Below are 25,018 nucleotides of genomic sequence, written 5' to 3'. Positions count from 1 at the left end.
CCCCGGCGCCGCCCGGTCAGTTGACCGGCACCTCCACCGGTTCGCCGAAGAAGGGCGAGAAGACCACCGTCTCGGGCTCCACCTCGCCCTCCACCGTGATGACCCCGGAGACGCTCTGCCCGGGGGCGAGCGTGCGCGCGCCGATCTCGTCGGCGTCCATGCCGACGGCCTCGGAGGTGCTGTGCTGGTCGCCCCGGGCGTCCACGACCCGGAAGTAGAGCGGGTTGACCTCGACGTCCTCCCGGCCGGTGTTCGTCACCGACACGTCCACGCTGGTGTAGTCCCCTTCGGTGTAGAGCGGCCCGGGGTCGAATTCGGCGGGTGAGGCGGTGATCTCGACCCGGGGCTCGGCCGCCTCGCCGTCCTGTTGCCGGGACTCGGTCTCCTGCGCCGGGGGCTGCCTGTGGGCCGCCGCGAACAGGACGACGGTCGTGCACCCGGCGATGACGAACATCAGCAGCAGCAGTACACCGCAGCCGATCCCGAGGATCTTGCCCCACGGCGTGGGTCTGCTCTCCGGCGGCCCGTAGCCGCCCTGGGGCGGGTAGCCCCGGCCCGCGCCGGACTCCGGTCCGTAGCCGTGGGCCTGTCCGTAGCCGCCGGTCCGCCCCGGCGCGTACCCCGGCCCCTGTGCCGAGGGGTGGCCTCCCGCCGCGGCGTGGCCCGGCCCCTGACCGGAGCCGAAACCGCCCGGGGGACCGCCGGGGGGCTGCCCGCCCGCGCCGGTCGCGGGCCCGTCCGACTCCCCGTATCCGGGGGCGTAGCCCGCGTGTTCGTATCCGGCCTGGCCTGGACCGTTGGGTCCCTCGGAGAGTTCACCGGTCACCGGTTCGGGCGGCGCGCCCGTCGGGTGCCCTCCCGGGGTGAGGTCCGCGGGGGCGCCTCCCCCGGCCGGGGGCTCCCCGTAGGCGTGGGCCCCCGTGGAGGGAGGGCTCTCCTGACGGCCGTGCGGCGGCTCGCCCGGCGGCTGCGGCCCGCCCTCGATCGGGTCACCGGCGTCGCCGGGACGCCACTCCTCCGGCGGACGGTGGTTCACCGGGTCCGGATGCTGCCCCGACCGCTCCGGCGGCACCCCCTCGGACTCCCGATCGGACACTGAGAACACCCCTCATGTCAGCGCGGTCCGCCCGCCGGCCCACCGCCGCCGGGCGCCTCACGCCTGCACGGTAACCGCGGGGGCGGGCCCGCGCGCGGAGGTGACGGAGCGTTTTCGGTAACGTCCGGGCAAAGGGCGCACGACAGGGGCCGGGGGCGTGGTCCTCCCACTCCGCGAAGGCGGGCGAACCGGCGGTCAGCCCGCTTCCCCGGCCCGCTCCCGCCGGTCCGCCCGGGCCAGCCGGGCGCGCACGGCGAGCGCGAACACCGGCACGGTGAACACGGCCGCGAACAGGTTGAGGCCGCCGAAGCCCGCCTGGGCCAGCACCACGCCCGACAGGGCGCCCGCCGCCGCGCCGCCCAGGTTCATCACCAGGTCGCTCACGCCCTGCACGCGGGGGCGCACGTCCGCGGCCAGGGACTCCGCCAGCAGCGCCGTCCCGGACACCAGCCCGAACGACCACCCCAGCCCCAGCAGCACCAGCCCCACCGTCACCCTGACCTCGTCGTGCCCGGCCGTGCCCGCCACCACCGCGGCGGCGGCCAGAACGCCCTGACCCGCCACCAGCACGGGCACCCGCCCGAACCGGTCGGTGAGCCACCCCACCAGGGGGGACAGGGCGTACATACCGGCGATGTGCAGGGAGATGGTCAGGCCGATCACGGTCAGCGCAGCGCCGTGGTGGGACATGTGCACCGGGGTCATGGTCATGACCGCGACCATCACCGTGTGGCTGGCCACGATGCCCACGACAGCGAGCAGCGCCCCCGGGCTGGCCGCGACCACCCGCAGCGCGCCGACCACCGACAGCCGGTCGCCGGAGGGGGCCGCGCCGCCGGTGGAGCGGCCCGCCGTGGCCGCGCGCAGCGGGTCCGGGCGCAACAGGGCCAGGATCAGCAGCCCGCCCAGGACGAACCCGGCGGTGGTGAACAGCACGGGGCCCAGCAGGTCGGGCAGGCCGAACAGGTCGGCCACGCGCGCGCCGGGGCCGGTGAGGTTGGGGCCCGCCACCGAGCCGACGGTGGTCGCCCAGACCACGATCGACAGGTCCCGGCCGCGGCTGCGCTCGGAGGCCAGGTCGGCGGCGGCGTGGCGCGCCTGGAGGTTGGTGGCGGTCCCCGCGCCGACCAGGACCATGCCCGCGAGGAACAGCGCGAACGCCTCCAGCACCGTGGCGGCGATGACGACGGTGCCGCCGAGCGCGCCGAGCGTCCAGCCCAGCGCGAGGCCGGGCCGGCGGCCGCGACGGGCGGCCAGAGAGGCCAACGGCAGGGCGAACACGGCGGCGCCCAGGGTGATCATGGTGGTGGCCATGCCGGACCAGGTGTCGGAACCGGTGAGTTCGAGGGCGATGAGCGCGCCCACCGCGAGCATCGCGCCCATGCCCACGCCACCGACGATCTGGGCGAGCATGAGGACCAGGACGGTGCGCCGCTGGAGCCGGGTCCGTTCCTGCTCGGTGAGGGGGTTCCCTGGCTGAGCGGTGTGTGTCGACACGCGTACTTCCTCTATTTGGCCCTTCAAACGGAGGAATCCTAGTCATAAGCGTGTTATGTCCGCCATGTCGTAATACACATCCTCCCGGGCACCGCTCAGTGGCGTCCGTAGCGCCACCGCAGGAAGTCGTGCTCGCGCTCGACGTAGCGCATCTCCGAGTACAGGGTGTGCGGGTCGCTCGCGCTGATGACGACGCCGCCCGCGGGGATCACGGGCCAGCACGCGAACGCCCAGAAACAGCGGGTGTAGGGACCCCACAGGACCACCCACGCACCCTGCTTCTGCCACTCGATGTGTTCGGCGATCCGGCGCTGTTCCCGCTCCCCAGTCCTGTCCATGCCGATGGTGGGCATACCCGGCACGGGCGGGGGTGATCAGGCCGGAACCGGCCACGGCGACAGTGACCTGCGACCCTTGCCGAACACGGGATTCGGTCTCCCGGTTCGCGGGTTTCGGCTGCACGGAAGCGGGCCAGGGAGCTGTTCGGGCACCGCGACCGCGCCCCGGAGGCGCGTCCCGCCTGCGAGGACGCCGGTCCCCGCACGGCGACGGTGCCCGCGCCGACGCGGGGACGTGGGCGCGGGCACCGTTGGAGGTCCGGCGGGCGGGGCCGGGTTCAGCGCCCGGAGACCAGTGTGCTGCCCGGCACCGGCTCGGCCGGGTCGTCGCCCAGGGAGACGATCCTGTTGTCGCGGTCCACGTGCACGATGTGCGGGACGTGCTCGGCCCGCTCGGCCTCGGTGAGTTGGGCGTAGGAGATGATGATGACCAGGTCGCCGGGGCTGACCAGCCGGGCGGCGGCGCCGTTGATGCCGATGACGCCGGTACCGCGTTCGCCGGTGATCGCGTAGGTGACCAGCCGGGCGCCGTTGTCGATGTCGACGATGTGGACCTGCTCGCCGTCGACGATGTCGGCGGCGTCCATCAGGTCGGCGTCGATCGTGACCGACCCGACGTAGTGCAGGTCGGCCTGCGTGGCCGTGGCGCGGTGGATCTTGCCGTTGATCAGGGTGCGCAGCACTGCTCAAGCCTCGTTTCAGGTGTCTTGCGAACTACAGGCCCAAGGGTCCCGTGTCTCTCCATGATGACCCCCTCAGGGTGCCGCTCCGGCCACCGGGGTCCGCCATCGCGTCCAACAGCGCCCCCGGCCGGGGTGTTCCGCGTGTGGCGTGCGCCACCCGGGTGCTCTCCCGCGTCCGCACGCCCCCTGCCCCCTTCGCAGAAGGGGAGGCCTCTGCGGCGTTCGCGCTCAACCGCCGGGACCGCTGGCGCACAACGGGACCGCGCTTGCCCGGAACTCACTGCCCCCCGGGCGGTAGCCGCGCGCCGCGCACCGCCCCGTGCCGGGGACACCGCGGCCGGTGTCGGGACGGGGGGTTGGTGGCGGTGGAGCACAACGGCGGCCGGACCACGGCGGACCCGGCGCGCCGGGGCGGCATGCGCGACGTCGCGGCCCTGTCCGGGGATCGCCCTGCTGCTGGACCCGGCCGGTGCGCTAGGTGAGCGAGGAGTAGGCCACCACTCCGCGACGCACCAGATCACCGGCCTTGCGCGCGGTGGTGCGCACCTCGGCGTCGCCGCTGGCCCCGGCGATCTGACCGAGCATGTCCACCAGCATCTTGGCGGTGCGCACGAAGTCGCCGGCGGGCATGTCGGCCTGGCGCAGGACGGCGTCCAGCCGGTCTCCGCCCGCCCACCGATGCGCCGTCCACACGAAGCCCAGGTCGGGCTGGCGCAGGAACGACACCCGGTGCCGGGACTCGACCTCCGACAGATCGCCCCACAGGCGCACCATCTCCGCGAGCGTCTCGTCCACCCGCCCGCCGGGCAGGCGCGGGTAGGCGTCGTCGCCCCGGCGCGCCTCGTAGACCAGCGAGGCCGCGCAGGCGGCCAGTTCGACCGGGGTCAGCCCCCTCCACAGGCCGCGGCGCAGGCACTCGGCCACGAGCAGGTCCAGTTCGGAGTAGACCTTGGCCAGCCGCGACCCGTCGTCGGAGACGCTGTCGGCCTCCAGGTACCCCAGGTCGTCCAGCACCCCGCAGACGCGGTCGAAGGTGCGGGAGATGACGTGCGAGCGCCCCTCCACACGGCGGCGCAGGCCGTCGGTCTCCCGGCGCAGGCGGAAGTAGCGTTCGGCCCAGCGGGCGTGGTCCTCGCGGTCAGCGCACCCGTGGCAGGGGTGCTGGCGCATCTCCCCGCGCAGGCGCAGCACCTCGGAGTCCTCCCCCGCGTCGCGCGAACCGCGTTCGTAGACCGGGTCGGTGCCGCGCTCCTTCAGCTTGTTGCGCAGCGTGGAGGCCAGGTCCTGGCGCGAGCGCGGCGACTTGGCCGAGAACGACTTGGGCACGCGGATGCGCCCGGAGGGGTGCACCGGCACCGTGAAGTCGCTGGCGTTGATCCGCTTGACCTGCTTGTCCACGGTGAGTACCAGGGGTGCGGGCAGGTCGTGGCGCAACCCCGGGTCCAGCACGACCGCGTGCCCGGAGTAGCGGCCCGAGGGGATGCGGATGACGTCCCCGGTGCGCAGCTTCTCCAGGCTCTCCAGTGCCTCGTCACGACGCCGGGCCGAGCGGTTCTTGGAGAGCACGGACTCGCGGTCGCTCAGGGCGCGGCGCAGCGCGGCGTACTCCATGAAGTCGCCCAGGTGGCACTCGGCCGCCCGGGCGTAGCCCTCCAGCGCCTCCTCGCTCTTGCGCAGCTGTTTGACCAGGCCCACGACGGCGCGGTCGGCCTGGAACTGGGCGAAGGACGCCTCCAGCATGTTGCGGCTGCGCTGGCGGCCGACCTGGCCGACCAGGTTCACCGCCATGTTGTAGGAGGGCTGGAAGCTGGAGTTGAGGGGGTAGGTGCGGGTGCCCGCGAGGCTGGCCACCGACTCGGGGTCGGTCCCGGCCTGCCACACGACCACCGCGTGGCCCTCCACGTCGATGCCGCGCCGCCCGGCGCGTCCGGTGAGCTGCGTGTACTCGCCGGGGGTGAGCTGGGCGTGGGTCTCGCCGTTCCACTTGTCGAGTTTTTCGATGACCACCGTGCGGGCGGGCATGTTGATGCCCAGGGCCAGGGTCTCGGTGGCGAACACCGCGCGGATGAGGCCGCGCGAGAACAGGTGCTCGACGATCTCCTTGAAGGTGGGCAGCATCCCGGCGTGGTGGGAGGAGATGCCCGCCTCCAGGGCGCGCAGCCACTGCTCGAAGCCGAGCACGGCCAGGTCGGCGGGCGGGATGTCGGCGCACCGCGTCTCGGCGTACTCGCGGATCTGTTCGGCCTCCTCCGGGGTGGTGAGCACCAGCCCGGACGCCAGGCACTGGCGGACGGCGTCGTCGCACCCCGCCCGGCTGAAGATGAAGGTGATCGCGGGCAGCAGGCCGTCGTCGTCCAGCTCCTCGATGATGGTGGGCCGCGAGGGCGGCGCGAACCGCGAGCGCGGGCGCACGTTGCCGCGGGCCCGCGACTGCGGGTGGCGGCGGCGGTTGGCCAGCTGGGTTACGCGCGAGTCCTCCTCGGCGAACCGGATCAGCCGGGGGTTGATCCGCAGCTTCTGCCCGCCGACCTCGATCTCGCGGGGCTGCCAGCCCTGGCGGCGGCGCTCGCGCCTGCGCTTCTTGGCGCGCCCGGTGGAGCCCTCCCGCCCCTCCCCTTCCCCGGCCCCGGGGCCGGCGTCCTCCTCCATGTCCACGAACAGGTCGTGGACCCGGTTGCCGACCATCACGTGCTGCCACAGCGGCACGGGCCGCCTCTCGTCCACGATGACGGTGGTGTCGCCGCGCACCTGCTGGAGCCACTCGCCGAACTCCTCGGCGTTGCTGACGGTGGCCGAGAGGGCGACCATACGCACCGACTCGGGCAGGTGGATGATCACCTCCTCCCAGACCGCGCCGCGGAAGCGGTCGGCGAGGTAGTGCACCTCGTCCATCACCACGTAGGCCAGTCCGCCGAGGGTGGACGAGCCCTCGTAGAGCATGTTGCGCAGCACCTCGGTGGTCATGACCACCACGGGCGCCTCGCCGTTGACGCTGTTGTCACCTGTCAGCAGGCCGACCTGGTCGGCGCCGTAGCGCTTGACGAGGTCGTTGTACTTCTGGTTGGACAGCGCCTTGATGGGCGTGGTGTAGAAGCACTTGGTGCCCTCGCCCAGGGCCAGGTGTACGGCGAACTCGCCCACCACGGTCTTGCCGGAGCCGGTCGGCGCGGCCACCAGCACCCCGTGGCCGTTCTCCAGCGCCTTGCAGGACCGGATCTGGAAGGGGTCGAACTCGAACCCGTAGAGGCCCTGGAAGGCCTCGATGGCGGCGCTGGAGGACCCCTGGCGCCGACGGAAGGCTGCGTACCGCTCAGCGTGACTACTCATATGGCGTCCAGCCTATGAGGTCAGCTCCAACATCTCGACCGCTTTGGGCGCCACTTCGCAGACCAGCGGCGCTTCCCCGATGCGTTCGCCGTCGGCGTAGGCGGCGCCGGTCGCGCCGCGGATGGTGACGGTGCGACCGCGTTCGACCACCACCTCGTCGAGGCCGGTGTGGCTGCCGTTGTAGACGCGGGGGAACACGCTCAGGAAGCGGCCGATCGGCGCCTGGCGGACGAAGACCACGTCGAGGAGGCCGTCGTCGGGGACGGCGTCGGGGCACACGTGCATGCCGCCGCCGTAGGCGCTGGTGTTGCCGACCGCGACGAGCATCCCCGGCTCGGCGATGCGGCGCCCGTCAACCTCGATGTCGTAGTCGATGGGGTGGAAGGAGCGCAGCTCGGCCAGGATTCCGGCCACGTACCCGACGCGGCCGATCCGGTGGCGGAAACCGTTGACCCGCTCGTTGACACGGGCGTCGAAGCCGCAGGCCAGGACGCTGAGGAAATAGCGCTGGGTGCCGTCGGCCAGGGTAAGGCGCACGGCGTCGGCGGAGCGGGTGCGCCCTCTCAGGATCGCCTCGGCCGCGTTCCCGGCCGACCCTCTGGGGCGGCCGAAGGCGCGGGCGATGTCGTTGCCGGTCCCGGTGGGGACCACGGCCAGGGGGACCCCGGTGCCCACCACCGCTTGGAGGGCCTGGTGGACGAGGCCGTCACCGCCCACGGCCACGAGCGCGTCGGGCCGGTCGGAGGCGGCCAGGCGGGCCATCCGGCGGCTGTCGGCGGCCGAGCGGCCGGTGTACACGTGCACGCGGGCCCCCGCGTCGCGCAGCGCCTCCTTGAGGCGGACCGCGACGACGGCCGCGCGGCGCCGCCCGGAGTCGGGATTGACCAGGAGGGCGATGTGTGGGGGCATGGGAGTCCTAGCGGGAACGGGGGCGCGGGGCGCGCCGGGGCGCCCCGTGCCCGGTGCGCTCGTCTCCCGTCGGCCACGGGGGCGGGAACGGCGCGCGGCGGTGTGGCTGCGGGCTTCCCGGCCCGGACCGCAAGCCCGGCCGGGGTACCCGCTGGGTCACACTACCCACACCGGCCCCGCCGCCGCACCAGTCGGCCACCAGGTTTCTGGCGGCCCCGTGCGGGCCCCGCTGTACCGGCCGGGGGCCCCGGATTTCGGTCGTGCCGGATCGCGCGCCCGTGCAACCGCCGAGGGTAGGACCCGGCCCGCCAGGCGGCCTCAGCTCCCGGCGGTGCGGGGATGCGCGGTGCGGTACTCCTCGGGGGTCATGATCCTGCCCTCCAGCGGCGGCTGCGCGGTCGGCTGCCGGGGCCGCGCGGCGGGCCGCGCGCCGTCGGCGTCGTCGTGCATGCCCTTGGTCTCGGCCTTGAGGATGCGGGCGCTGCGGCCCAGGGAACGCGCCAGGTCAGGAAGCTTCTTGGCTCCGAACAGCAGTAGCGCGATGACCAGGAGGATCAGGATCTCACGTGCCCCGAAGCCCATCGTTCTCACTTCCTTCTTCCGCGGCGTGCCCGGTGGCACGGCCTCCTCGGCTCGGGTGCCCGGTCCCCCGGGTCCACGGCCGCTCGACTCAACGATGAACCACGCGTGCGGCGCTTGTCATCCGGGGGGCTGGAAACGGTAACCCATGCCGGGCTCGGTGATGAGGAACCGCGGCGCCTTGGGGTCGGGTTCGAGCTTCTTCCGCAACTGGGAGACGTACAGGCGCAGGTAACCGGTGTCGGTGACGTGCTCGGAACCCCACACGTCGGCCAGCAGCCGCTGGCGTGTGACGAGCTTGCCGGCGTGGCGCATGAGGATCTCCAGGATGCGCCACTCGGTGGGGGTCAGCCGCACGCCCTCCCTCCCCGACCCGCCCTCGCGGGTCACGGTCCGGGCCGACAGGTCCACGGTCAGCTCCCCCAGCCCGACGAGCGGTTCGGCGTCGCCGCCCGCGCCCCGGCGGGTCAGGGCCCGCACCCGAGCCAGGAACTCGTCGATGGCGAAGGGCTTGGTGACGTAGTCGTCGGCGCCCGCGTCGAGCGCCTGGACCTTGTCCACTGAGCCGGTGCGCCCGGAGACGACGAGGATCGGGGCGCTGGTCCAGCCGCGCAGGCCCTCGATGACCTCCACCCCGTCCAGGTGCGGCATGCCCAGGTCGATCACGTACAGGTCCGGGCGCTGGTCGACAGCGGTGTTGAGGGCGTCGGCGCCGTTGGTGGCGACCACGATGTCGTAGCCGCGGGCGCGCAGGGTCACCCTGAGGGCGCGCAGGATCTGCGGGTCGTCGTCGGCGACGAGGATCTTCACGCGCCCTCCCCCGGGTCGGGGCTCTGGGCCAGGGGCAGGGAGATGACCATGGTCAGCCCGCCGCCGGGGGTGTCCTCTGCGGTGAGCCGTCCGCCCATCCCCTCCACGAACCCCCGGGACAGCGCCAGCCCCAGGCCCAGGCCCGTGGTGTTGTCGGTGTCGCCCAGCCGCTGGAAGGGGACGAAGAGCTCGTCGAGGCGGTCCGGGGAGACGCCCGGGCCGTGGTCGATCACCCGGATCTGGGCGGCGGGTCCGAAGGCGCTGGTGGCCACGCGGGCCCCGCGCCCCGGCGGGGAGAAGCGCACGGCGTTGGCCAGGAGGTTGACGATGGCCCGCTGGAGCAGTCCGGCGTCGGCGCGCACGGCGGGCAGGTCGGGGTCCAGTTCCAGGTCCACGTCGGCCGGGCCCAGGCCCAGCTCGTCCAGGGCGGGCAGGATCACCTCGTCCGCGTCGGTGTCGTGGGCGGAGACCGCCAGCACGCCCGCCTGGAGCCTGCTGACGTCGAGCAGGTCGGTGACCAGGGCGGTGAGCGTGGCCAGGCTCTCCTCGGCCGTGGCGAGCAGTTCGTCGCGGTCGGCGGGCGACCAGTCCACACCGGACAGGCGCAGGCTGCTGACCGCGGTGGTCACGGCGGCCAGCGGACGGCGCAGGTCATGGCTGACCGCGGAGAGCAGGGCACTCCTGACCTGGTCGTTCTCAGCGAGCGGGCCCACCTCGCTGGCGGTGGCGCGCAGGTCCTGGTGTTCGAGGGCCGCGTCGATCTGGGCGGCGATCACCTCCAGGAGCCGCCGCTCGGAGGCGCCGAGGTCGGCGCCGTGGAGTTCGAGGCTGGCGCGCTCGCCCACGGCCACGACCGTGGGTTCGGCGCCGGACCGGGGCTCGCCCGCGGAGCTGAGGACCGCCCCGTCCGAGCGCAGCCGCACCGCGTCCAGTGCGAAGGCCTCGCGGGTGCGGCCGACCAGGGCCCTGAGGGCGCCCCGGCCGCGCAGGACGCTGCCCGCGACGGTGGCGAGCAGCTCGAACTCGGCCCCGGCCCGCTGGGCGGAGCGGGTGCGGCGCGCGGCCTGGTCGACGACGTAGCTGACCAGGACCGCGTTGAGGGCGTACAGGACCAGTGCGCCCAGGTGGAGGGGGTGGTCGATCCTGATCTGGAGCAGCGGCTCGATGAACAGCAGGTCCAGCGTGACGGCGGACATCACGGCGGCGTAGAGCGCGGGCCAGATGCCGCCGACCAGGGCCACGACCACCACCAGGAGCTGATAGGTCAGCACGTCCGCGACCAGTGACTCCGTGCTGCGGTAGGAGACCAGCAGCCAGGTGAGGAGCGGTCCCGCCACGAGCGAGAGCACGAACCCGGCCAGGCGGCGCCGCGGGCTGAGCGCCCCGCCCAGGCGCGGCAGGGCCAGTCCCCCGGCGGCCGCGGCGTGGTTGACGATGTGCACGTCGATGGGGCCCGACTCGCGGATGACGGTCGCGCCGACCCCGGGGCCGGTGAGCGCGGTGAGGAGGCGGCCGCGGCGGCTGGTGCCGATGACCAGCTGCGTGGCGTTGACCGCGCGGGCGAACTCCACCAGCGAGCGGGGGATGTCGTCGCCGACCACCTGGTGGAAGGTGCCCCCCAGCCGCTCGGTCAGGACGCGTTGGGCGGCGAGCGCCTCGGGGCGGGCGTCGCGCAGGCCCTCCCGGCCGCTGACGTGCAGGGCCAGGAGTTCTCCGCTGCCCGAGCGGGCGGCGATGCGCGCGCCACGGCGCAGCAGCGTCTCCCCCTCGGGGCCGCCGGTGAGGGCGACCACGACGCGCTCGCGCGCCTCCCAGGTGCTGTCGATGCGGTGCTCGGCCCGGTAGTCCATCAGAGCGCTGTCGACCTCGTCGGCCAGCCACAGCAGGGCCAGTTCGCGCAGCGCGGTGAGGTTGCCCAGGCGGAAGTAGTTCGACAGGGCGGCGTCGATGCGCTCGGCCGGGTAGACCCGGCCCGCCGCGAGCCGGTCGCGCAGGGCCTGGGGCGCGAGGTCGACCAGTTCGATCTGGTCGGCCGCGCGCAGCACCCGGTCCGGGACCGTCTCGCGCTGGGGCGCCCCGGTGATGCGCTGGACCACGTCGTTGAGGGACTCGATGTGCTGGATGTTGACCGTGGTGATGACGTCCACGCCCGCGGCGCACAGCCGCGCCACGTCCTCCCAGCGCTTGCCGTGGCGCGCACCGGGGGCGTTGGTGTGGGCGAACTCGTCGACCAGTGCGACCTGCGGGCACCTGGCCAGGACGGCGTCCAGGTCCATCTCCGTCAGGGCCACGCCCCGGTGCGAGACCGCCTTGCGGGGGACGGCCTCCATCCCGTCGAGCAGGGCGGCGACCGCCTCTCGGCCGTGGGTCTCCACGACGGCGACCACCACGTCGCGGCCCTCGTCGCGCAGACGCCTGCCCTCCTCCAGCATGGTGTGGGTCTTGCCCACGCCCGGGGCCGCCCCGAGGAAGACCCGCAGCCGCCCCCGCCTCATCAGCTTCCCCACCGGTCGAGCGCGATGTTCAACTCCAGGACGTTGACCCTCTCCTCGCCGAGGAAGCCCAGGTCCCGGCCTTCGATACTACGCCCGACCAGGGCCCGCAGATCCCCCTCGGGCAGGCCGCGCTCCCGGGCCACCCGCGGCACCTGGAGCATGGCGTACTCGGGGCTGATGTGGGGGTCCAGGCCCGAGGCGGACGCGGTCAGCGCATCGGCCGGAACACGGCCCGGGTCCACGCCCTCGAAGGCCGCGACCGCCTCCCGGCGCTCTTGGACCGCCGCGACGAGCTCGGGGTTCTCCGGCCCCAGGTTGCTGCCGCCGGAGGCCCCGGCGTCGTGGCCGTCCCCGGCGGCAGAGGGCCGGGACTGGAACCACTCGGGCAGGGGGTCGCCGTCGGCGCCGGTGAAGGACTGGCCGATCAGCGAGGACCCGACGACCGTCCCGTCCGGCGCGCGCAGCAGCGAGCCGTCGGCGCGGGCGGGCATGAGGGTCTGGGCCAGGAGCGTGACGGCCAGCGGGTAGGCCAGGCCGAGCACGAGGGTCAGGACCAGCACCGCTCGGAGGGCGGCGCCGGACTGGCGCAGGATGGCGCGTGTGGAGCTCATGGTGGGTGTTGCCTCCCGTGGGAGCGCGTCAGAATCCGGGGAGGAGGCTGACGACGCGGTCGATCAGTGCGATGCCGACGAAGGGGGCGACCACGCCGCCCAGGCCGTAGAGGAGCAGGTTGCGGCTCAGGACGCGGGACGCGCTCAGGGGCCGGTGGCGCACGCCGCGCAGCGCGAGCGGGATCAGGACGACGATGACGAGCGCGTTGAACACGACCGCGGACATGACGGCCGAGGCCGGGGAGCCGAGCCCCATCACGTTGAGCGCCGCCAGGCCGGGGAAGGCTCCCGCGAACAGCGCGGGGATCACCGCGAAGTACTTGGCGACGTCGTTGGCGATGGAGAAGGTCGTCAGGGCTCCGCGGGTCATGAGCAGCTGCTTGCCGATCCGCACGACGTCGATGAGCTTGGTCGGGTCCGAGTCCAGGTCGACCATGTTCCCGGCCTCCTTGGCGGCGGATGTGCCGGTGTTCATCGCCACGCCCACGTCCGCCTGGGCCAGGGCCGGGGCGTCGTTGGTCCCGTCGCCGGTCATCGCGACGAGGGCGCCGCCCTCCTGTTCGCGGCGGATGAGGGCCAGCTTGTCCTCGGGGGTGGCCTCGGCGAGGAAGTCGTCCACCCCGGCCTCGGCGGCGATCGCCCGGGCCGTCAGCGGGTTGTCGCCGGTGACCATGACCGTGCGGATGCCCATCGCCCTGAGTTCGGCGAACCGTTCGGCGATGCCCTCCTTCACCACGTCCTTGAGGTGGACCACGCCGAGGACGCGGGCCCCTCCCCCGGGTTCGCGCACGGCGACGGCCAGCGGGGTGCCCCCGCCCTGGGAGACGTCGGCGACCAGCGCATCCAGGTCGGTGCGCACCACGGCACCGACCGGTCCACCCTCCCCGACCCACGCGGTGACCGCCGAGGCGGCCCCCTTGCGGACACGGGTGCCGTCGGGCAGGTCCAGGCCGCTCATCCGCGTCTGGGCGGTGAAGGGCACGACCTCGCCCGGGGCCCGCGGGCCGACGTCGGCCCCCCGCTCGGCGGCCAGCTCCACGACGGAGGTGCCCTCGGGCGTGGGGTCGGCCAGGGAGGACAGGGCGGCGGCGCGGACCAGGTCCGCCTCGGGCACGCCCTCCAGGGGCAGGAACGCGCTCGCCCTGCGGTTGCCGTGGGTGATGGTGCCGGTCTTGTCGAGCAGAAGGGTGCTCACGTCCCCGGCGGCCTCCACGGCCCGGCCGGACACGGCCAGGACGTTGCGGCGCACGAGCCGGTCCATCCCGGCGATGCCCACGGCCGAGAGCAGGGCGCCGATGGTGGTGGGGATGAGGCACACCAGGAGGGCTACCAGGACGGGCACGCTCACCGGCGCGCCCGCGTGGGCGGCGATCGGGCTCAGGGTGAGCGCGACGACCACGAAGACGACCGACAGGCTCGCCAGCAGGATGTTGAGCGCGATCTCGTTGGGGGTGCGCTGGCGCGAGGCGCCTTCGACCAGGGAGATCATCCGGTCCACGAAGGTCTCCCCCGGCCGGGAGGTGACGCGCACCACGATCCGGTCCGACAGCACCCGGGTGCCGCCGGTCACGGCGCTGCGGTCGCCGCCGGACTCGCGGACCACGGGGGCCGACTCGCCGGTGATCGCCGACTCGTCCACCGAGGCGATGCCCCAGACGACGTCACCGTCGCCGGGGACGAGCTCGCCGGCCGAGACCACCACGACGTCGCCGGGGGCCAGCTCGGAGGAGGCGACCGGGTGCGTCACGGCGTGCCCGGCGGAGGGGTCGGCCGCGGGGTCGTAGTCGCGGACCCGGCTGGCCGTGGTGCTGGTGCGCGTGCGGCGCAGGCTGTCGGCCTGGGCCCTGCCGCGCCCCTCGGCCACCGACTCGGCCACGTTCGCGAACACGACGGTCAGCCACAGCCAGACGGCGATGGCCCCGGTGAACCCGGCCGGGACAGGGGAGCCGCCGGAGGGCTCGGGACCGCCGAGGAAGGGCTCGGCGGCCGCCAGGACGGTGGTGAGCGCCGCGCCCGCCTCGACGACGAACATGACGGGGTTGTGCCGCATCGACCTGGGGTCGAGTTTGCGCAGCGCGCCGGGCAGGGCCGCGGCGAGCTGGCGGGGGCCGAAGGTCCGCCGGGGTGTGCCCGGGCCTGCGCCGGAACCGTCGCCGGAACCGGGGACTGCGGCGGTCGTCCGGTCGGTGCCGGAGGTGTGCGATGTCAGGGACACGGTGTTCACAGTCCTTCCGCCAGGGGTCCCAGCGCGAGAACGGGGAAGTAGGTCAGGGCGGTCACCAGGAGGGTGACGCCCACGAGCAGGCCGACGAACTGCGGCCGGTGGGTGGGCAGGGTTCCCGGTGTGGCGGGCACCCTGTCCTGGGCGGCGAGGGAGCCCGCCAGGGCCAGGACGAACACGACGGGCACGAACCGGCCCAGCAGCATGGCCACGCCCAGGGCGGTGTTGAACCAGGGTGTGTCGGCGGTCAGCCCCGCGAAGGCGGAGCCGTTGTTGTTGGAGGCCGACGTGAACGCGTACAGCACCTCCGAGAGCCCGTGCGGCCCGGGGTTGAGGAGGGAGGTGGCCACGACGTCGGCGCGCACGGCGGGGAGGGCGAGGCTCAGCGCCGTACCGGCCAGCACCAGGGTCGGGGTGACCAGGATGTACAGGCTGGCGAGCTTGACCTCCCGCGGCCCGAGCTTCTTGCCCAGGTACTCGGGGGTGCGCCCGACCAGCAGGCCGCCGACGAACACCGCCAGGACGGCCAGCACGAGCATCCCGTACAGGCCCGAGCCCACGCCGCCCGGCGCGACCTCGCCGAGCATCATGTTGACCATGGGCATCATGCCGCCCAGCGCGGTGTAGGAGTCGAACATCGAGTTCACGGCACCGGTCGAGGTCAGCGTGCTCGCCGACCCGAACAGGGCGGAGGCGTACACGCCGAACCGCTGCTCCTTGCCCTCCCAGGCGGCCCCGGCCGCCTCTGGCGCGGTGCCCGCGCCGTGGGCCTCCAGGAGGGTGAGCGCGGTCAGGGAGGCGGTGAACAGGACGGCCATGGCGGCGAGGACCGCGTAGCCCTGCCGGTGGCTGCCCGCCATCCTCCCGAAGGCGCGCGGCAGGGAGAACGGGATGATGAGCATGAGAACGGTCTGGAACAGGCTGGTCCAGGGCGCCGGGTTCTCGAAGGGGTGCGCGGAGTTGGCGTTGAAGAATCCGCCTCCGTTGGTGCCCAGGATCTTGACGGCCTCCTGCGAGGCGACCGGACCGCCCGGGACGGTCCGGGTGGCGCCGGTGAGGGTGGCGGCCTCGGTGAAGCCGTTGAGGTTCTGCACCACGCCGCCCGCGACGAGCACCAGGGCGGCCAGCAGGGACACGGGGAGCAGGAGGCGCAGCGTGCCGCGGGTCAGGTCGACCCAGAAGTTGCCGATCGTGTCCGAACGGCGGCGGGTGAAGCCGCGGACGAGGGCGACCGCGACGGCGATCCCCGTGCCCGCCGACACGAAGTTCTGGACGGCGAGCCCGGCGAACTGGACGGTGTAACCCAGGGTCAGCTCCGGCGAGTAGGACTGCCAGTTGGTGTTGGTCACGAACGAGGCGGCCGTGTTGAAGGCCAGCCCCTCGGGGACCGGCGGCAGGCCCAGCGCGTGCGGCAGGACGTGCTGGAGGCGCTGGAGCAGGTAGAGCAGGACCAGGCCCACGGCCGAGAAGGCGAGCAGGGCGCGCAGGTAGGCGGGCCAGGACTGCTCGGAGCGGGGGTCCACGCCGACCAGGCGGTAGAACCCGCGCTCGAACCACAGGTCCCCGGGCGAGGTGAAGACCCGGGCCGTGTAGTCGCCCACGGGGCGGTACAGCAGTGCCAGGGTCAGGGCGAGGGCGGCGACGGGCAGGGCCGCGAGGAGCACCGTCATCAGAACCGCTCCGGTCTGACGAGGGCGCACAGGAGGTAGGCGATCGCGGCCACCGCGAGCGCGGCGGCCAGGAGGTCGAGGACGATCACAGCTTCTCGACCCCCCGGCCGATCACGCCCACGAGCGCGAACACGGCGAGGGCGCCGAGAAGGTAGACGGCGTCGAGCACGGAGGGACTCCAGGGAAGGCGCGGACGGGTGCGTCCTCCGGGGCGGAGGACGCGGGCCCCGAAGGACCCTGAACCCATGCAAGACCCCGCGAAAGCGGACGAAGTGCGTCCTAACGGTTTCCATGCGGGCGGGGCGCGAACGCTAACGGAGTCCCTACGCCCCGCTGCGCCGAGCCCGTCCGGGCCTTCATCGGGATCATGCGCCGCGCCGGCCCGCCCGGAGGGGGCGCCGAGTGATCGGTCCCGCCTCAGGTGACCGTGGCCGCTCTGCAGGGCCTGCCCGTGCGCATGTTGGCCGAGGCCCCTTCCATGACCGTGTCGAGCCGATCCCGTGTGCGCGCGAGGTCCGTGATGCGCCGGTCCATCCGATCGCGTTCCACGGCCAGGCGATCGAGGAGTTCCGGCGTGGCCCTGCCGTCGATGACGCTGGGCATGAGCTCGGCGATGGTCCTGCTGGACAGCCCTGCGGCGTACAGGTCCCGGATCAGGCGGACGCGGTCGACCGCGGCCCGCGAATAGTGGCGCTGTCCGCTCTCACTGCGCTCGGCGGTGAGCAGGTCCTGCTCCTCGTAGTAGCGCAGGGCCCTGGTGGTGACGCCCGTGCGGCGGGCGAGCTCCCCGATACGCATTCCCGACTCCAACTCCCGTGATCTGCACCACAAGTACTTGCCTTTGACGTCAACGTCAGGTTTTAGCGTAACGACCGTGCCCGCCCGCGGAGGTCCGACCCCGAACGTCCCGGCACACCGCAGTTCGAACGAACGCACGCGCGCACTCCCGACATCCGGGTTTCCCGGCACTTCGTAAGCACCACACCTGGAAGAGGCAGTCATGAGCAACCACCAGCCGACCGGTCTGACCGGCCCCGCACCCGTCCCGACCGTCGCGGTCGGACCGATCACGCTGCCCGCGCCGCAGCGCGGGGACGACCTGCGCGTACGCGTCTCCGCCCCGGTCACCGGTACCGACCTGCCGATCGTGCTGTTCGCGCACGGATTCGGCTCGAATCTGGACGGTTACGCGCCGCTGGTCGACCACTGGGCCTCCCGCGGCTTCGTGGTCATCCAGGCCACCCACCTCGACTCCAGGCGCTACGGTCTCACCGCGGACGATCCCCGCAAGTCGCGGGTGTGGCGATACCGCGTGCAAGACATGAAGCGGATCCTCGACGAGCTGGACACCCTGGAGGCATCCGTTCCGGGCCTCACCGGACGGGTGGACCACGGCCGCGTCGTCGCGGCCGGGCACTCCTTCGGCGGCCAGACAGCGGGCATCCTCGTCGGCCTGCGCGTCAAGGACCCGGAGACCGGCGTCACGGAGGACATGTCCGACCTCCGGGTGACGGCCAGTATCCAACTGGCCACGGCCGGCCGGGGCGGCGAGGAACTGACCCCCTTCGCCCTGGAGAACGCACCCTGGCTGCGCGACCAGGACTTCTCCCGCGTCACCGCCCCCGGCCTGGTCATCGCCGGGGACGATGACGAAGTGCCGCTCTCCACCCGCGGGCCCTCCTGGACGACCGACCCCTACACCCTCGCCGGCGGTGACAAGAGTCTGCTGACGGTCCACGGCGGCCAGCACTCCCTCGGCGGCATCTCCGGCTACGAGGCGGCGGAGACCACCGACGAGAACCCCGACCGCGTCGCACTGGTGCAGTGGGTCAGCCTCGCCTACCTGCGCCACGTCACCGGCACCGACCACGCCGACTGGGAAACGGCGCAGAGAGCCCTCGCCGACTCCCACCCCCTGGGGCGGTTGGAGTCCAAGTAGGGGCGGCCGACCGCACGGGTCCGCCCGGTGGCCGCGTTCCCTGACGGCGACCGGGCGGTGGCGGCTGGGAGCGGGTGACCGGATTTCCTGCAGGCGGCCGCGGTTGCCACAGACGGGGGTCGGGCTCAGGGCTCGTGCGGGTTACAAGGCCGTGTGGACCGTCCCGTTCAGACCGGTTCGCCCGTACACGGCGACAGGCGCGGGGGCCCGCGATCATCGTGGTGTCGAAGCCGAATGATCCCGGAGGTCTCCCGTGCCCGGCGCCCATCGCCCCGGTTCCCCGCCGTGCTCGCCGAACTCGGCCCGCCGGGCGCAGAGGCCGTCACCGACCCCGTCTTGCTCCGGGTGTGACGGGGGCTCCGTCATGTCCCGGATCTCGTGGAGCCGTGTTCTCGGATTCCCAGTCCACGGTGCTCGGCTGTCTCTTCCCGGACTCTACGGGTGTCAGCCACCCGGTCGCCGGGTGCCGGGGCTGCCGTAGGCGGGGAATCGATCGCCCACACACCGGGTAGCGGCCGACATCGACCTCCGCCGGCACCAGTTCGGGGGCGAGCCGATACGCCGCGTGCTGCAGGTCGCCCAGTCCAGCTACCACGCGGCGGCTGGCGCCACCGCCGGAGCGAACGACCACGCGGGTCGGGCCGGTCGCGGGACCGGGACGAGGTGGGGCCAGCCCCGCCGTGTGCGGGCCTCCTGAACGGTTACGGACAGGAGTACGACAGCGAATACGACAGCGAAGCGGCGCTGCGCCGGAGCCGCCGCCCCGCCCCGGAGCAGCCGTGTTGCGGCCCGGACCAAACAACATCGGCCGGGCCGCTTGCGCCCACCCCCGCCACGGCCCGGCCACAGACCGGGTCACCGCGTGACCCGCCCTGGGCCTGCGGGGCCGACCGGTCCCGCCGGCGCCGCCGCCGGGCACCGTTCGTACACCCCCGGCCACACTGCGCACGGGCGAGTTTGCGGACGCCCCCAAAGCCCTTTCCCGGAACTCGGGCCCGGCCCCCGCGGAACCGGTGCGCACCGCGTCCGCGTTGGGCGGGCGACACCAGCGCACCAGCCGTCCGCGCGCCGGGGCGCACACGACGTCTTTCGGAAGGAAACCATGGTCTTCAAACGCCTGCTCGCCGCCTTCGGTGACGACGGACCCGCCGTCGACACCGTCCTGTCGCACCCCCACACCCGTCCCGGGGACCTGTTGGAGGGCAGCGTCGAACTCACGGGCGGCGGGAGCCGCACCGAGATCGCTGAAATCGTGCTCGTGCTGGTCGCCCGTACCGAGGACGAGGAGGGGGAGGCCACCGGCGGCGCGGAGTGCACCCGCGTCCCCGTGGCGGCGGGCGTGAGCCTGGACGCCGGGGAGCACCTGTCGATCCCCTTCAGCCATCCCGTCCCCTGGAACGCGCCCGTCACCGAGGCCGGGGGCTCGCCGCTGCCCGGCGTCCTGGCGGGTCTGCGCACCGAGGTTATCGTCGACGGGGACGCGGACAAGGGCGACCTCGACCGCGTCCACGTGCACCCGCTGCCGGTCCAGGACCGCGTGCTGGAGGCGATGCTGCGGCTGGGGGCCGGGTTCGCCGGGGTGCGGGTGGAGGGGTGGCCGGCGCCCGGGCCCCACGAGGAGGCCGGGTTCCTGCAGACGCTGGTGTTCCACCCCGCCGAGCACCACGCGCACGAGGTGGGCGAGGTGGAGGTCCTCTTCGCCGCCGACCCGGCGGGCGTAGGGGTGGGCTTCGCCTTCGACCGCCGCGCCGAGGGCTTCTCGGAGGGCGGCGCCCCCGACTGGTTCCGGGCCGAGCACTCCGACGCCGACCGCACCGACTGGGCGCGGGCGGTGGACGAGTGGATCGGCCAGGCACTGTACCGGCGCCGCGGGTTCTCGCGGCACGAGGGGGAGTACGGGGAGCAGGAGGGCGGCGGCATGCTCGGCGCCGTCGGCGGGGTCGCGCTCGGTGTCGCGGGCGGCCTCGCCGCGGGCTACGTGGCGGCCGAGGTCGTGGACGAGATCGGCGACGCCTTCGAGGGCGAGGAGGAGCCCGAGGAGGTGGAAGAGGAGGAGTAGGGGCGGGCCTCCGGGACGCGTGCCGCCGGGCGGGCAACCGCTTCGAGGCCGGGTGCGGCTCCGGGCCGGGTCCCCGCCCCGCTCCCCGCGCCGGGCTCAGCCGTGCTGGCGGGGCCCGGCGCACTGGAGGGCCGTACCTACTCCGAGGCCCCCGCGTTGCCCCGCCCGGCCTCCTCGCGCTGGCGGCGGCGGTACTCCTCCATCGCCTTGGGGGTGTTCAGCGGCGAGGGGACCCAGGCCACCTCGGTGTCGACCTCGCCGCGCTGGATGCGGCGCTCCTCCTCGGTGAGGTACTCCTCGGGGATGTCGAACTCGCCGTCACGGGCGCCCAGGACGAAGGCCTCCCACTCGGCGGGGGTGAAGAACAGGGTGCCCTTCTCGGGGGACTTGCCGTCGCGCACCGCGCGGAAGCCGTCGTCGAAGGTGGCTACCTCGACCACGGCCTCGGACTCCTCCTTGGAAAGGGAGGACCGCATCCAGACCGCGTCGGTGGTGTCGTGCCACTTCTCGTTGCCCATGGCCTCGGGCGGTAGCTCCCGCTCGGTCTCGGTCCGCTCGCTCATCGCACTTCCTCTTCCCAGCAACCGGCGTCGGCCGGGCTCCCCGGGCCGACGGGACGGCGCCGCGGCCCGTCCCACCGCCCGACCCTAGCGTGTGCCGGAGGGGCTCAGGAGCGCCTTCCGCTCTCCTCGCCGACGTCGGGGCCGTCCAGCGGCGAGGGGGTCTCGTCCAACTCGGACGGCGTCTCGTCGAGTTCGGAGATCTGGTCGTCGTCCAGGTCGGCGTAGGGGTCGGCGCGCTTCTTGCGCCGGTCGTTGAGGAAGGCGAACAGTTCGGCCGCCTCGAAGAGGACGATGAGCGGAACGGCCAGCGCGAGCATGGAGATCGGCTCAGCCGGGGTGATGACGGCCGCGATCAGGAACACCGTGAAGATGATGACGCGGCGCCACTTGGCGATGGCCGCGTGCGGCAGGATCCCGATGATGTTGAGCAGCGCCACCAGGAGCGGCAGCACGAAGCCCAGGCCGAACATGCCCATCATGATGAGCATGTAGTCGAGGTACTCGCTGATGGTGAGGAAGGGGTCGGCGTCCTCGGGCAGGAACCCGAAGAGCATCGTCAGCGCGTACGAGGTGATGAAGTACGCCAGGATCGCGCCCGCCGCGAACAGGACCGCGGCCAGGGGCGCGAAGATGTAGGCGTAGCGCTTCTCGCGGCCGTGCAGGGCCGGGGCCACGAAGGCCCACAGCTGGTACAGCCAGAACGGCGCGGAGACGAGCGCGCCGACGAAGATCCAGATCTTGAAGGCGACGAAGAAGGCGTCGAAGGGCCCGGTGACGATGAGGGAGCAGTCGTCGGGACCGGTCACCTGGGACACGGGCAGGGAGCAGTAGGGCTCGACCAGGAAGGCCCAGACCCAGTCGTAGACCAGGAAGCCGACCACCGTGCCAAGGGCGAGGGCGATCATCGCCTTCGCCAGCCGGTTGCGCAGCTCGCGCAGGTGGTCCATGAGCGGCATCCGGGCCTCGGGGTTGGTGGCCCGGCTTCGTGCCCTCATCGTGCGGTCACTCTCTCGTCGTCTGCTCCGGCCCCTCACCGCTCGGCGTCGGGACCCTGGACTCCGGGGCGGGGCGGAGCCCGCGCGCGCGGTGTCGCCGCGCGGCCCCCGGGAACCTAGCTGCCGTAGGTGCGGTGCGTGGTCTCACCGGACTCGTCGACGATGCGCTGGCCGGGGGGCAGTTGCGGGTAGCCCTGCTGCTGGGGCTGCTGCGGCTGCTGCGGCTGCTGCTGGTAGCCCTGCTGGTGCTGGCCCGGCGCGTTCTGCTGGGGGGCCTGCTGCTGGTGGGTCTGGGCGCGAGTGTCGGCGTTGTCCTCGGACTCGTTGTTGTCGTCGTCGACCAGGCCCTTGCTCTCCGCCTTGAGGATGCGCGCGCTGCGCCCCAGGGAGCGGGCCAGATCCGGGAGCTTCTTGGCTCCGAAGAGCAGGATCGCCAGGACGATGAGGATGGCGATGGTAGGTCCGTTGAACGGTCCCATGGTTCTACCTCTCTGTGGGGCGCGACCAAGCGCCTTCGATGGTACGCGCATTCGAACGCGGGGCCATCACGGCCCCGCCTCACCGCGGCCGACGCGCTCACGCAGGTCAGCGCTGTTGGCCCGGTACTCGTCCGACGCACGTGCCACCGCTCGGGACAGCACCCCCGCCGCGCGGCCTGCGCGCAGCGCCAGTGCGCCGATGGCGACGAGTCCGGCCGTGACCACACCGAACAGGACAGCGAGGACGATCACGCTGCAACCTTATCCTTTCCGGACCGACCTGTCCCCTGACCCGGGGTGAACGTCTGGGCCTCACTCGGGCGACGAAGTGGTCTCGACCGATTTCGCGGAGGTTTGGGGTGCCCGGTAATGCTCCAGCGCACGGCGGGCCTCGGCTCGGGCCTCCTCGGCGAGAGCCACGGGGGACACCACGCGTCCCTGCCGTCCCAGCCGCAGCGCCAGTCGCACCACCCAGGCCGGGGCGGGGGTGCGCAGGGTGGCGCGGACGCCTCCCCCGGGCAGTTCGGTCACCGACTCGCACACGTAGTCCTCGGTCACCCAGCGGGCCGCGGGCTCCAGGTCCAGGACGACCAGGGCGTCGCGCTCCGAGCGCTGGAGGACGCCCCCGGAAAGATCCCGTCGGCCCACCCCCTCGGGCACCTCGGCGGAGAAGGGCAGCACGGTCAGTTCCAGGACCCGGTCCAGGCGGAACAGGCGCACGTCCCGGCGCAGGTGGCAGTAGCCCTCCAGGAAGGGGTAGCCGTCCTGGACCACCAGGCCCATGGGGTCCACGTCGCGCTCGGTGACCTGGTCCAGGTAACCCGACAGGTAGCGCAGGTGCAGGCGCTGGCCCGCCTCCAGGGCGTCGGCGCAGCGGCGCTGGGTCCGGGCGACCTGCTCGCCGCCCTCCAGGCGCACCTGGACCGAGTCGGCCAGCGAGCCCAGGGCGGCCCCGGCGGCGGCGCGCAGCTTCTCACCCACGCGCTTCAGGGCGCCGGTCTCCAGGCCCTCGGTCTCGGGCAGCGCCTCCAGCAGGGACAGGCCCACGACCAGGCTGGCCGCCTCGTCGGCGGTCAGGCGCAGCGGCTGGGCGAGGGTGTCGGCGTTGGCGATGATGATCTCGCCGGTCTCCCTGGCCGCGTCGAGGTCGACGTCGATGAGGTCTCCGGGGGTGTAGCCGGGAAGGCCGCACATCCACAGCAGGCTGAGGTCGGCGACCACCTGCTTCTCGCTGAGCCCGAAGTGGCGGGCGACCTCGGGCACGCGCACGTCGCGGCCCAGGGCGTAGGGGACGAGCATCAGCAGGCGGCGCAACTGGTCGGCGGAGCGGGGACCGCGGGCGGGGGCCCCGGCCTCCGCCGCGGAGCCGGGGCCGTCGGCGGCCTCGGCGGCGGGGGCGGTCTCGGCGGTGGCCGTCAGGTGCGCGACCATGGCCTCGCGGGCGCCGACGGGTTCGACGACGACCGCGTTGGAGCCGAAGTAGGCCACGCGCCGCACCAGGTCGGGGGTGTCGGTGTAGGGCAGGGTGAGCGTGTCCCAGCCGATGCCGGAGCTGTCGCGCTCACCGGGCACCACGCGCAGGGCGCTGCGGCGCAGGGCGTGCGCGGAGTCGGTGCGCGCCAGCAGGACGGCGGTGCGCTCGGACTCGGCGCTGTGGCCCGCGACCACCGAGCGCAGGTCCACGCCCTCGGGGACGACGACGTCGGGGCCGCCGCGCAGGACGGTCACCTCGCCGCGGACGCGGCCCAGGCGGAAGACGCGGCGGGCGTCGCGCAGGCGGTCGTGGCCGACCACGTACCAGTGTCCGCGCAGGTTGACGATGCCCCAGGGTTCGACCTCGCGGGTCTCGGCCTCGGTCTGGCCGGGCTTGCGGTAGGCGAAGGAGACGGGGCGCCGGTCGCGCACGGCCTGCCAGACGGGGCCGAAGGAGGGCTCGTCGGTGCGCATGGCGGGCGTGAGGCCGGGGGCGGCCTCGCTGTCGACGGGGACCCCCGCCGAGCGCAGCTTGAACAGGGCGTTGGCGGCGGCCTCGCCGAGGGAGGCGTGCCGCCAGGCACGGGCGGCCAGGCCCAGGACGAGGGCCTCGTCGGGCAGGAGTTCGATCTCGGGCAGCTCGTAGTCGGAGCGGGAGATGCGGTAGCCCTCCTCGCCGCTGATGGCGTCGCCGGTGCCCACCTGGATGGGGATGCCGCTGTCGCGCAGTTCGCGCTTGTCGCGCTCGAACATGCGCTTGAAGGCGGACTCGGTCTCGGCCTCGGCGTAGCCGTGCACCGTCTTCCTGATCTCCTGAGCGGTCAGGTGGCGGCGCGTGGACAACAGACAGATGACCAGGTTCAGCTGTCGTTCCGTCTTCCTGCGCGACATCGTCCGCACCCTTCTCGCCCGTGGTGGATGGACCGGCGGCGGCTGGCGCTGGCGCGTCGCCCGGGCACCGGTTCAGCAACGACGGTACCGTGCCTTGCATGATCCGGTGGCGCCGTGGTGAAGTCCGTCAGATCCTCCCCTCCTGGCCGGGGGTCGTGCTGTGCGCGGTGGCGCTGGAGCCCGTGGCCGGAGCGGATCGCAGAGGCCGCGGGGCCGCGGAAGCGGGCGGGGGTGTGACGTGCCGCGCGCTGGCCTACACCGACCTGGTGCTGCGCATGATCGAGGCCGGGGTGGTCATGCGCGACTACACGCTGGAGAACCCGATCCGGGCCATCCGCGAGGTCAGCCACGACATGACCGGCCGTCGCAAGGTGCGCCTGGCC

Annotated in this window: 23 protein-coding genes; 3 read left to right on the top strand and 20 right to left on the bottom strand. The window is 73.4% G+C overall.

Going from position 1 to position 25,018, the window contains the following annotated elements; translation table 11 throughout:
* Positions 1-16: 16 nt before the first annotated feature.
* The 15 genes from ABD54_RS12600 to ABD54_RS12540 form a co-directional block, all read right to left on the bottom strand.
* A complete protein-coding gene (locus tag ABD54_RS12600) occupies positions 17-1,036 on the bottom strand; it encodes a DUF4352 domain-containing protein (protein ID WP_235432048.1) in 1,020 nt (339 codons plus the stop codon).
* Between the two features lie 255 nt (positions 1,037-1,291).
* On the bottom strand, positions 1,292-2,593 hold the full coding sequence (locus tag ABD54_RS12595) for an MFS transporter (RefSeq protein ID WP_047869654.1): 1,302 nt from the start codon (positions 2,591-2,593) through the stop codon (positions 1,292-1,294).
* Between the two features lie 95 nt (positions 2,594-2,688).
* Positions 2,689-2,946, bottom strand: coding sequence for a hypothetical protein (locus ABD54_RS12590; protein WP_047869653.1), 258 nt, complete (start codon positions 2,944-2,946; stop codon positions 2,689-2,691).
* A 263-nt stretch (positions 2,947-3,209) separates the two neighbouring features.
* Positions 3,210-3,614, bottom strand: coding sequence for an aspartate 1-decarboxylase (panD, locus tag ABD54_RS12585; protein ID WP_047869652.1), 405 nt, complete (start codon positions 3,612-3,614; stop codon positions 3,210-3,212).
* Between the two features lie 474 nt (positions 3,615-4,088).
* Positions 4,089-6,941 carry an RNA helicase gene (locus ABD54_RS12580; protein ID WP_047869651.1) on the bottom strand — a complete coding sequence of 951 codons (2,853 nt, stop codon included), beginning with the start codon at positions 6,939-6,941 and terminating at the stop codon, positions 4,089-4,091.
* A 12-nt stretch (positions 6,942-6,953) separates the two neighbouring features.
* Positions 6,954-7,850, bottom strand: coding sequence for a diacylglycerol kinase family protein (locus ABD54_RS12575; RefSeq protein WP_047869650.1), 897 nt, complete (start codon positions 7,848-7,850; stop codon positions 6,954-6,956).
* 318 nt (positions 7,851-8,168) lie between these two features.
* Positions 8,169-8,432 (bottom strand): Sec-independent protein translocase subunit TatA, encoded by a 264-nt coding sequence (gene tatA, locus ABD54_RS12570; RefSeq protein ID WP_047869649.1) that lies wholly within the window; start codon positions 8,430-8,432, stop codon positions 8,169-8,171.
* A 117-nt stretch (positions 8,433-8,549) separates the two neighbouring features.
* Complete coding sequence (locus ABD54_RS12565; RefSeq protein ID WP_047869648.1) at positions 8,550-9,239, bottom strand: response regulator; 690 nt, start codon at positions 9,237-9,239, stop codon at positions 8,550-8,552.
* On the bottom strand, positions 9,236-11,734 hold the full coding sequence (locus ABD54_RS12560) for an ATP-binding protein (protein ID WP_047869660.1): 2,499 nt from the start codon (positions 11,732-11,734) through the stop codon (positions 9,236-9,238). Before ABD54_RS12560 ends, ABD54_RS12565 begins: the two co-directional genes overlap by 4 nt.
* The gene (gene kdpC, locus ABD54_RS12555) at positions 11,734-12,345 is read right to left on the bottom strand and encodes a potassium-transporting ATPase subunit KdpC (RefSeq protein ID WP_047869647.1); all 612 of its coding nucleotides are present in this window, start codon (positions 12,343-12,345) and stop codon (positions 11,734-11,736) included. Before kdpC ends, ABD54_RS12560 begins: the two co-directional genes overlap by 1 nt.
* A 28-nt stretch (positions 12,346-12,373) precedes the next feature.
* On the bottom strand, positions 12,374-14,569 hold the full coding sequence (kdpB, locus tag ABD54_RS12550) for a potassium-transporting ATPase subunit KdpB (protein ID WP_047869646.1): 2,196 nt from the start codon (positions 14,567-14,569) through the stop codon (positions 12,374-12,376).
* Entirely contained in the window at positions 14,566-16,236 is a 1,671-nt protein-coding gene (gene kdpA / locus ABD54_RS12545; RefSeq protein ID WP_047869645.1) for a potassium-transporting ATPase subunit KdpA, read from the bottom strand. Before kdpA ends, kdpB begins: the two co-directional genes overlap by 4 nt.
* Entirely contained in the window at positions 16,236-16,325 is a 90-nt protein-coding gene (locus tag ABD54_RS27225) for a potassium-transporting ATPase subunit F (RefSeq protein ID WP_082166791.1), read from the bottom strand. The genes kdpA and ABD54_RS27225 overlap by 1 nt, the downstream gene beginning before the upstream one ends.
* On the bottom strand, positions 16,322-16,483 hold the full coding sequence (locus ABD54_RS28315; RefSeq protein ID WP_160313083.1) for a hypothetical protein: 162 nt from the start codon (positions 16,481-16,483) through the stop codon (positions 16,322-16,324). The genes ABD54_RS27225 and ABD54_RS28315 overlap by 4 nt, the downstream gene beginning before the upstream one ends.
* Positions 16,484-16,653: 170 nt before the next feature.
* Positions 16,654-17,034: a MerR family transcriptional regulator gene (locus tag ABD54_RS12540; RefSeq protein ID WP_047869644.1), complete on the bottom strand. Its 381-nt coding sequence runs from the start codon at positions 17,032-17,034 to the stop codon at positions 16,654-16,656.
* Positions 17,035-17,236: 202 nt separating this feature from the next.
* Between ABD54_RS12540 and ABD54_RS12535 the strand changes: the two genes are divergently transcribed.
* Positions 17,237-18,175, top strand: a complete 939-nt coding sequence (locus tag ABD54_RS12535; protein WP_047869643.1) for an alpha/beta fold hydrolase — start codon at positions 17,237-17,239, stop codon at positions 18,173-18,175.
* A gap of 1,102 nt (positions 18,176-19,277) precedes the next feature.
* Complete coding sequence (locus tag ABD54_RS12530; RefSeq protein WP_047869642.1) at positions 19,278-20,234, top strand: sporulation protein; 957 nt, start codon at positions 19,278-19,280, stop codon at positions 20,232-20,234.
* Between the two features lie 137 nt (positions 20,235-20,371).
* Here the strand turns inward: ABD54_RS12530 and ABD54_RS12525 are convergent, their stop codons facing one another.
* The 5 genes from ABD54_RS12525 to ABD54_RS12505 all read right to left on the bottom strand — a co-directional run bounded on the left by ABD54_RS12525 (position 20,372) and on the right by ABD54_RS12505 (position 24,635).
* Positions 20,372-20,797: a DUF397 domain-containing protein gene (locus ABD54_RS12525; RefSeq protein WP_047869641.1), complete on the bottom strand. Its 426-nt coding sequence runs from the start codon at positions 20,795-20,797 to the stop codon at positions 20,372-20,374.
* 104 nt (positions 20,798-20,901) lie between these two features.
* Entirely contained in the window at positions 20,902-21,753 is an 852-nt protein-coding gene (tatC, locus tag ABD54_RS12520; protein WP_047869640.1) for a twin-arginine translocase subunit TatC, read from the bottom strand.
* Positions 21,754-21,908: 155 nt separating this feature from the next.
* The gene (gene tatA, locus ABD54_RS12515) at positions 21,909-22,271 is read right to left on the bottom strand and encodes a Sec-independent protein translocase subunit TatA (RefSeq protein WP_047869639.1); all 363 of its coding nucleotides are present in this window, start codon (positions 22,269-22,271) and stop codon (positions 21,909-21,911) included.
* 66 nt (positions 22,272-22,337) lie between these two features.
* On the bottom strand, positions 22,338-22,523 hold the full coding sequence (locus ABD54_RS12510; protein ID WP_047869638.1) for a hypothetical protein: 186 nt from the start codon (positions 22,521-22,523) through the stop codon (positions 22,338-22,340).
* Between the two features lie 60 nt (positions 22,524-22,583).
* The gene (locus ABD54_RS12505; protein WP_047869637.1) at positions 22,584-24,635 is read right to left on the bottom strand and encodes a YafY family protein; all 2,052 of its coding nucleotides are present in this window, start codon (positions 24,633-24,635) and stop codon (positions 22,584-22,586) included.
* A 98-nt stretch (positions 24,636-24,733) separates the two neighbouring features.
* On the opposite strand from ABD54_RS12505, the gene ABD54_RS28995 reads away from it, so the two are divergent.
* Positions 24,734-25,018: proteasome accessory factor PafA2 family protein (locus tag ABD54_RS28995; protein ID WP_235432047.1), on the top strand; the 285-nt coding region annotated here is incomplete at its 3' end.

It is taken from the genome of Nocardiopsis sp. RV163 (assembly GCF_001029525.1).
Classification (GTDB): domain Bacteria; phylum Actinomycetota; class Actinomycetes; order Streptosporangiales; family Streptosporangiaceae; genus Nocardiopsis; species Nocardiopsis dassonvillei.
The sequence above is the reverse complement of the archived record's forward strand: the minus strand, read 5'-3'. Positions and strand labels throughout refer to the sequence as shown.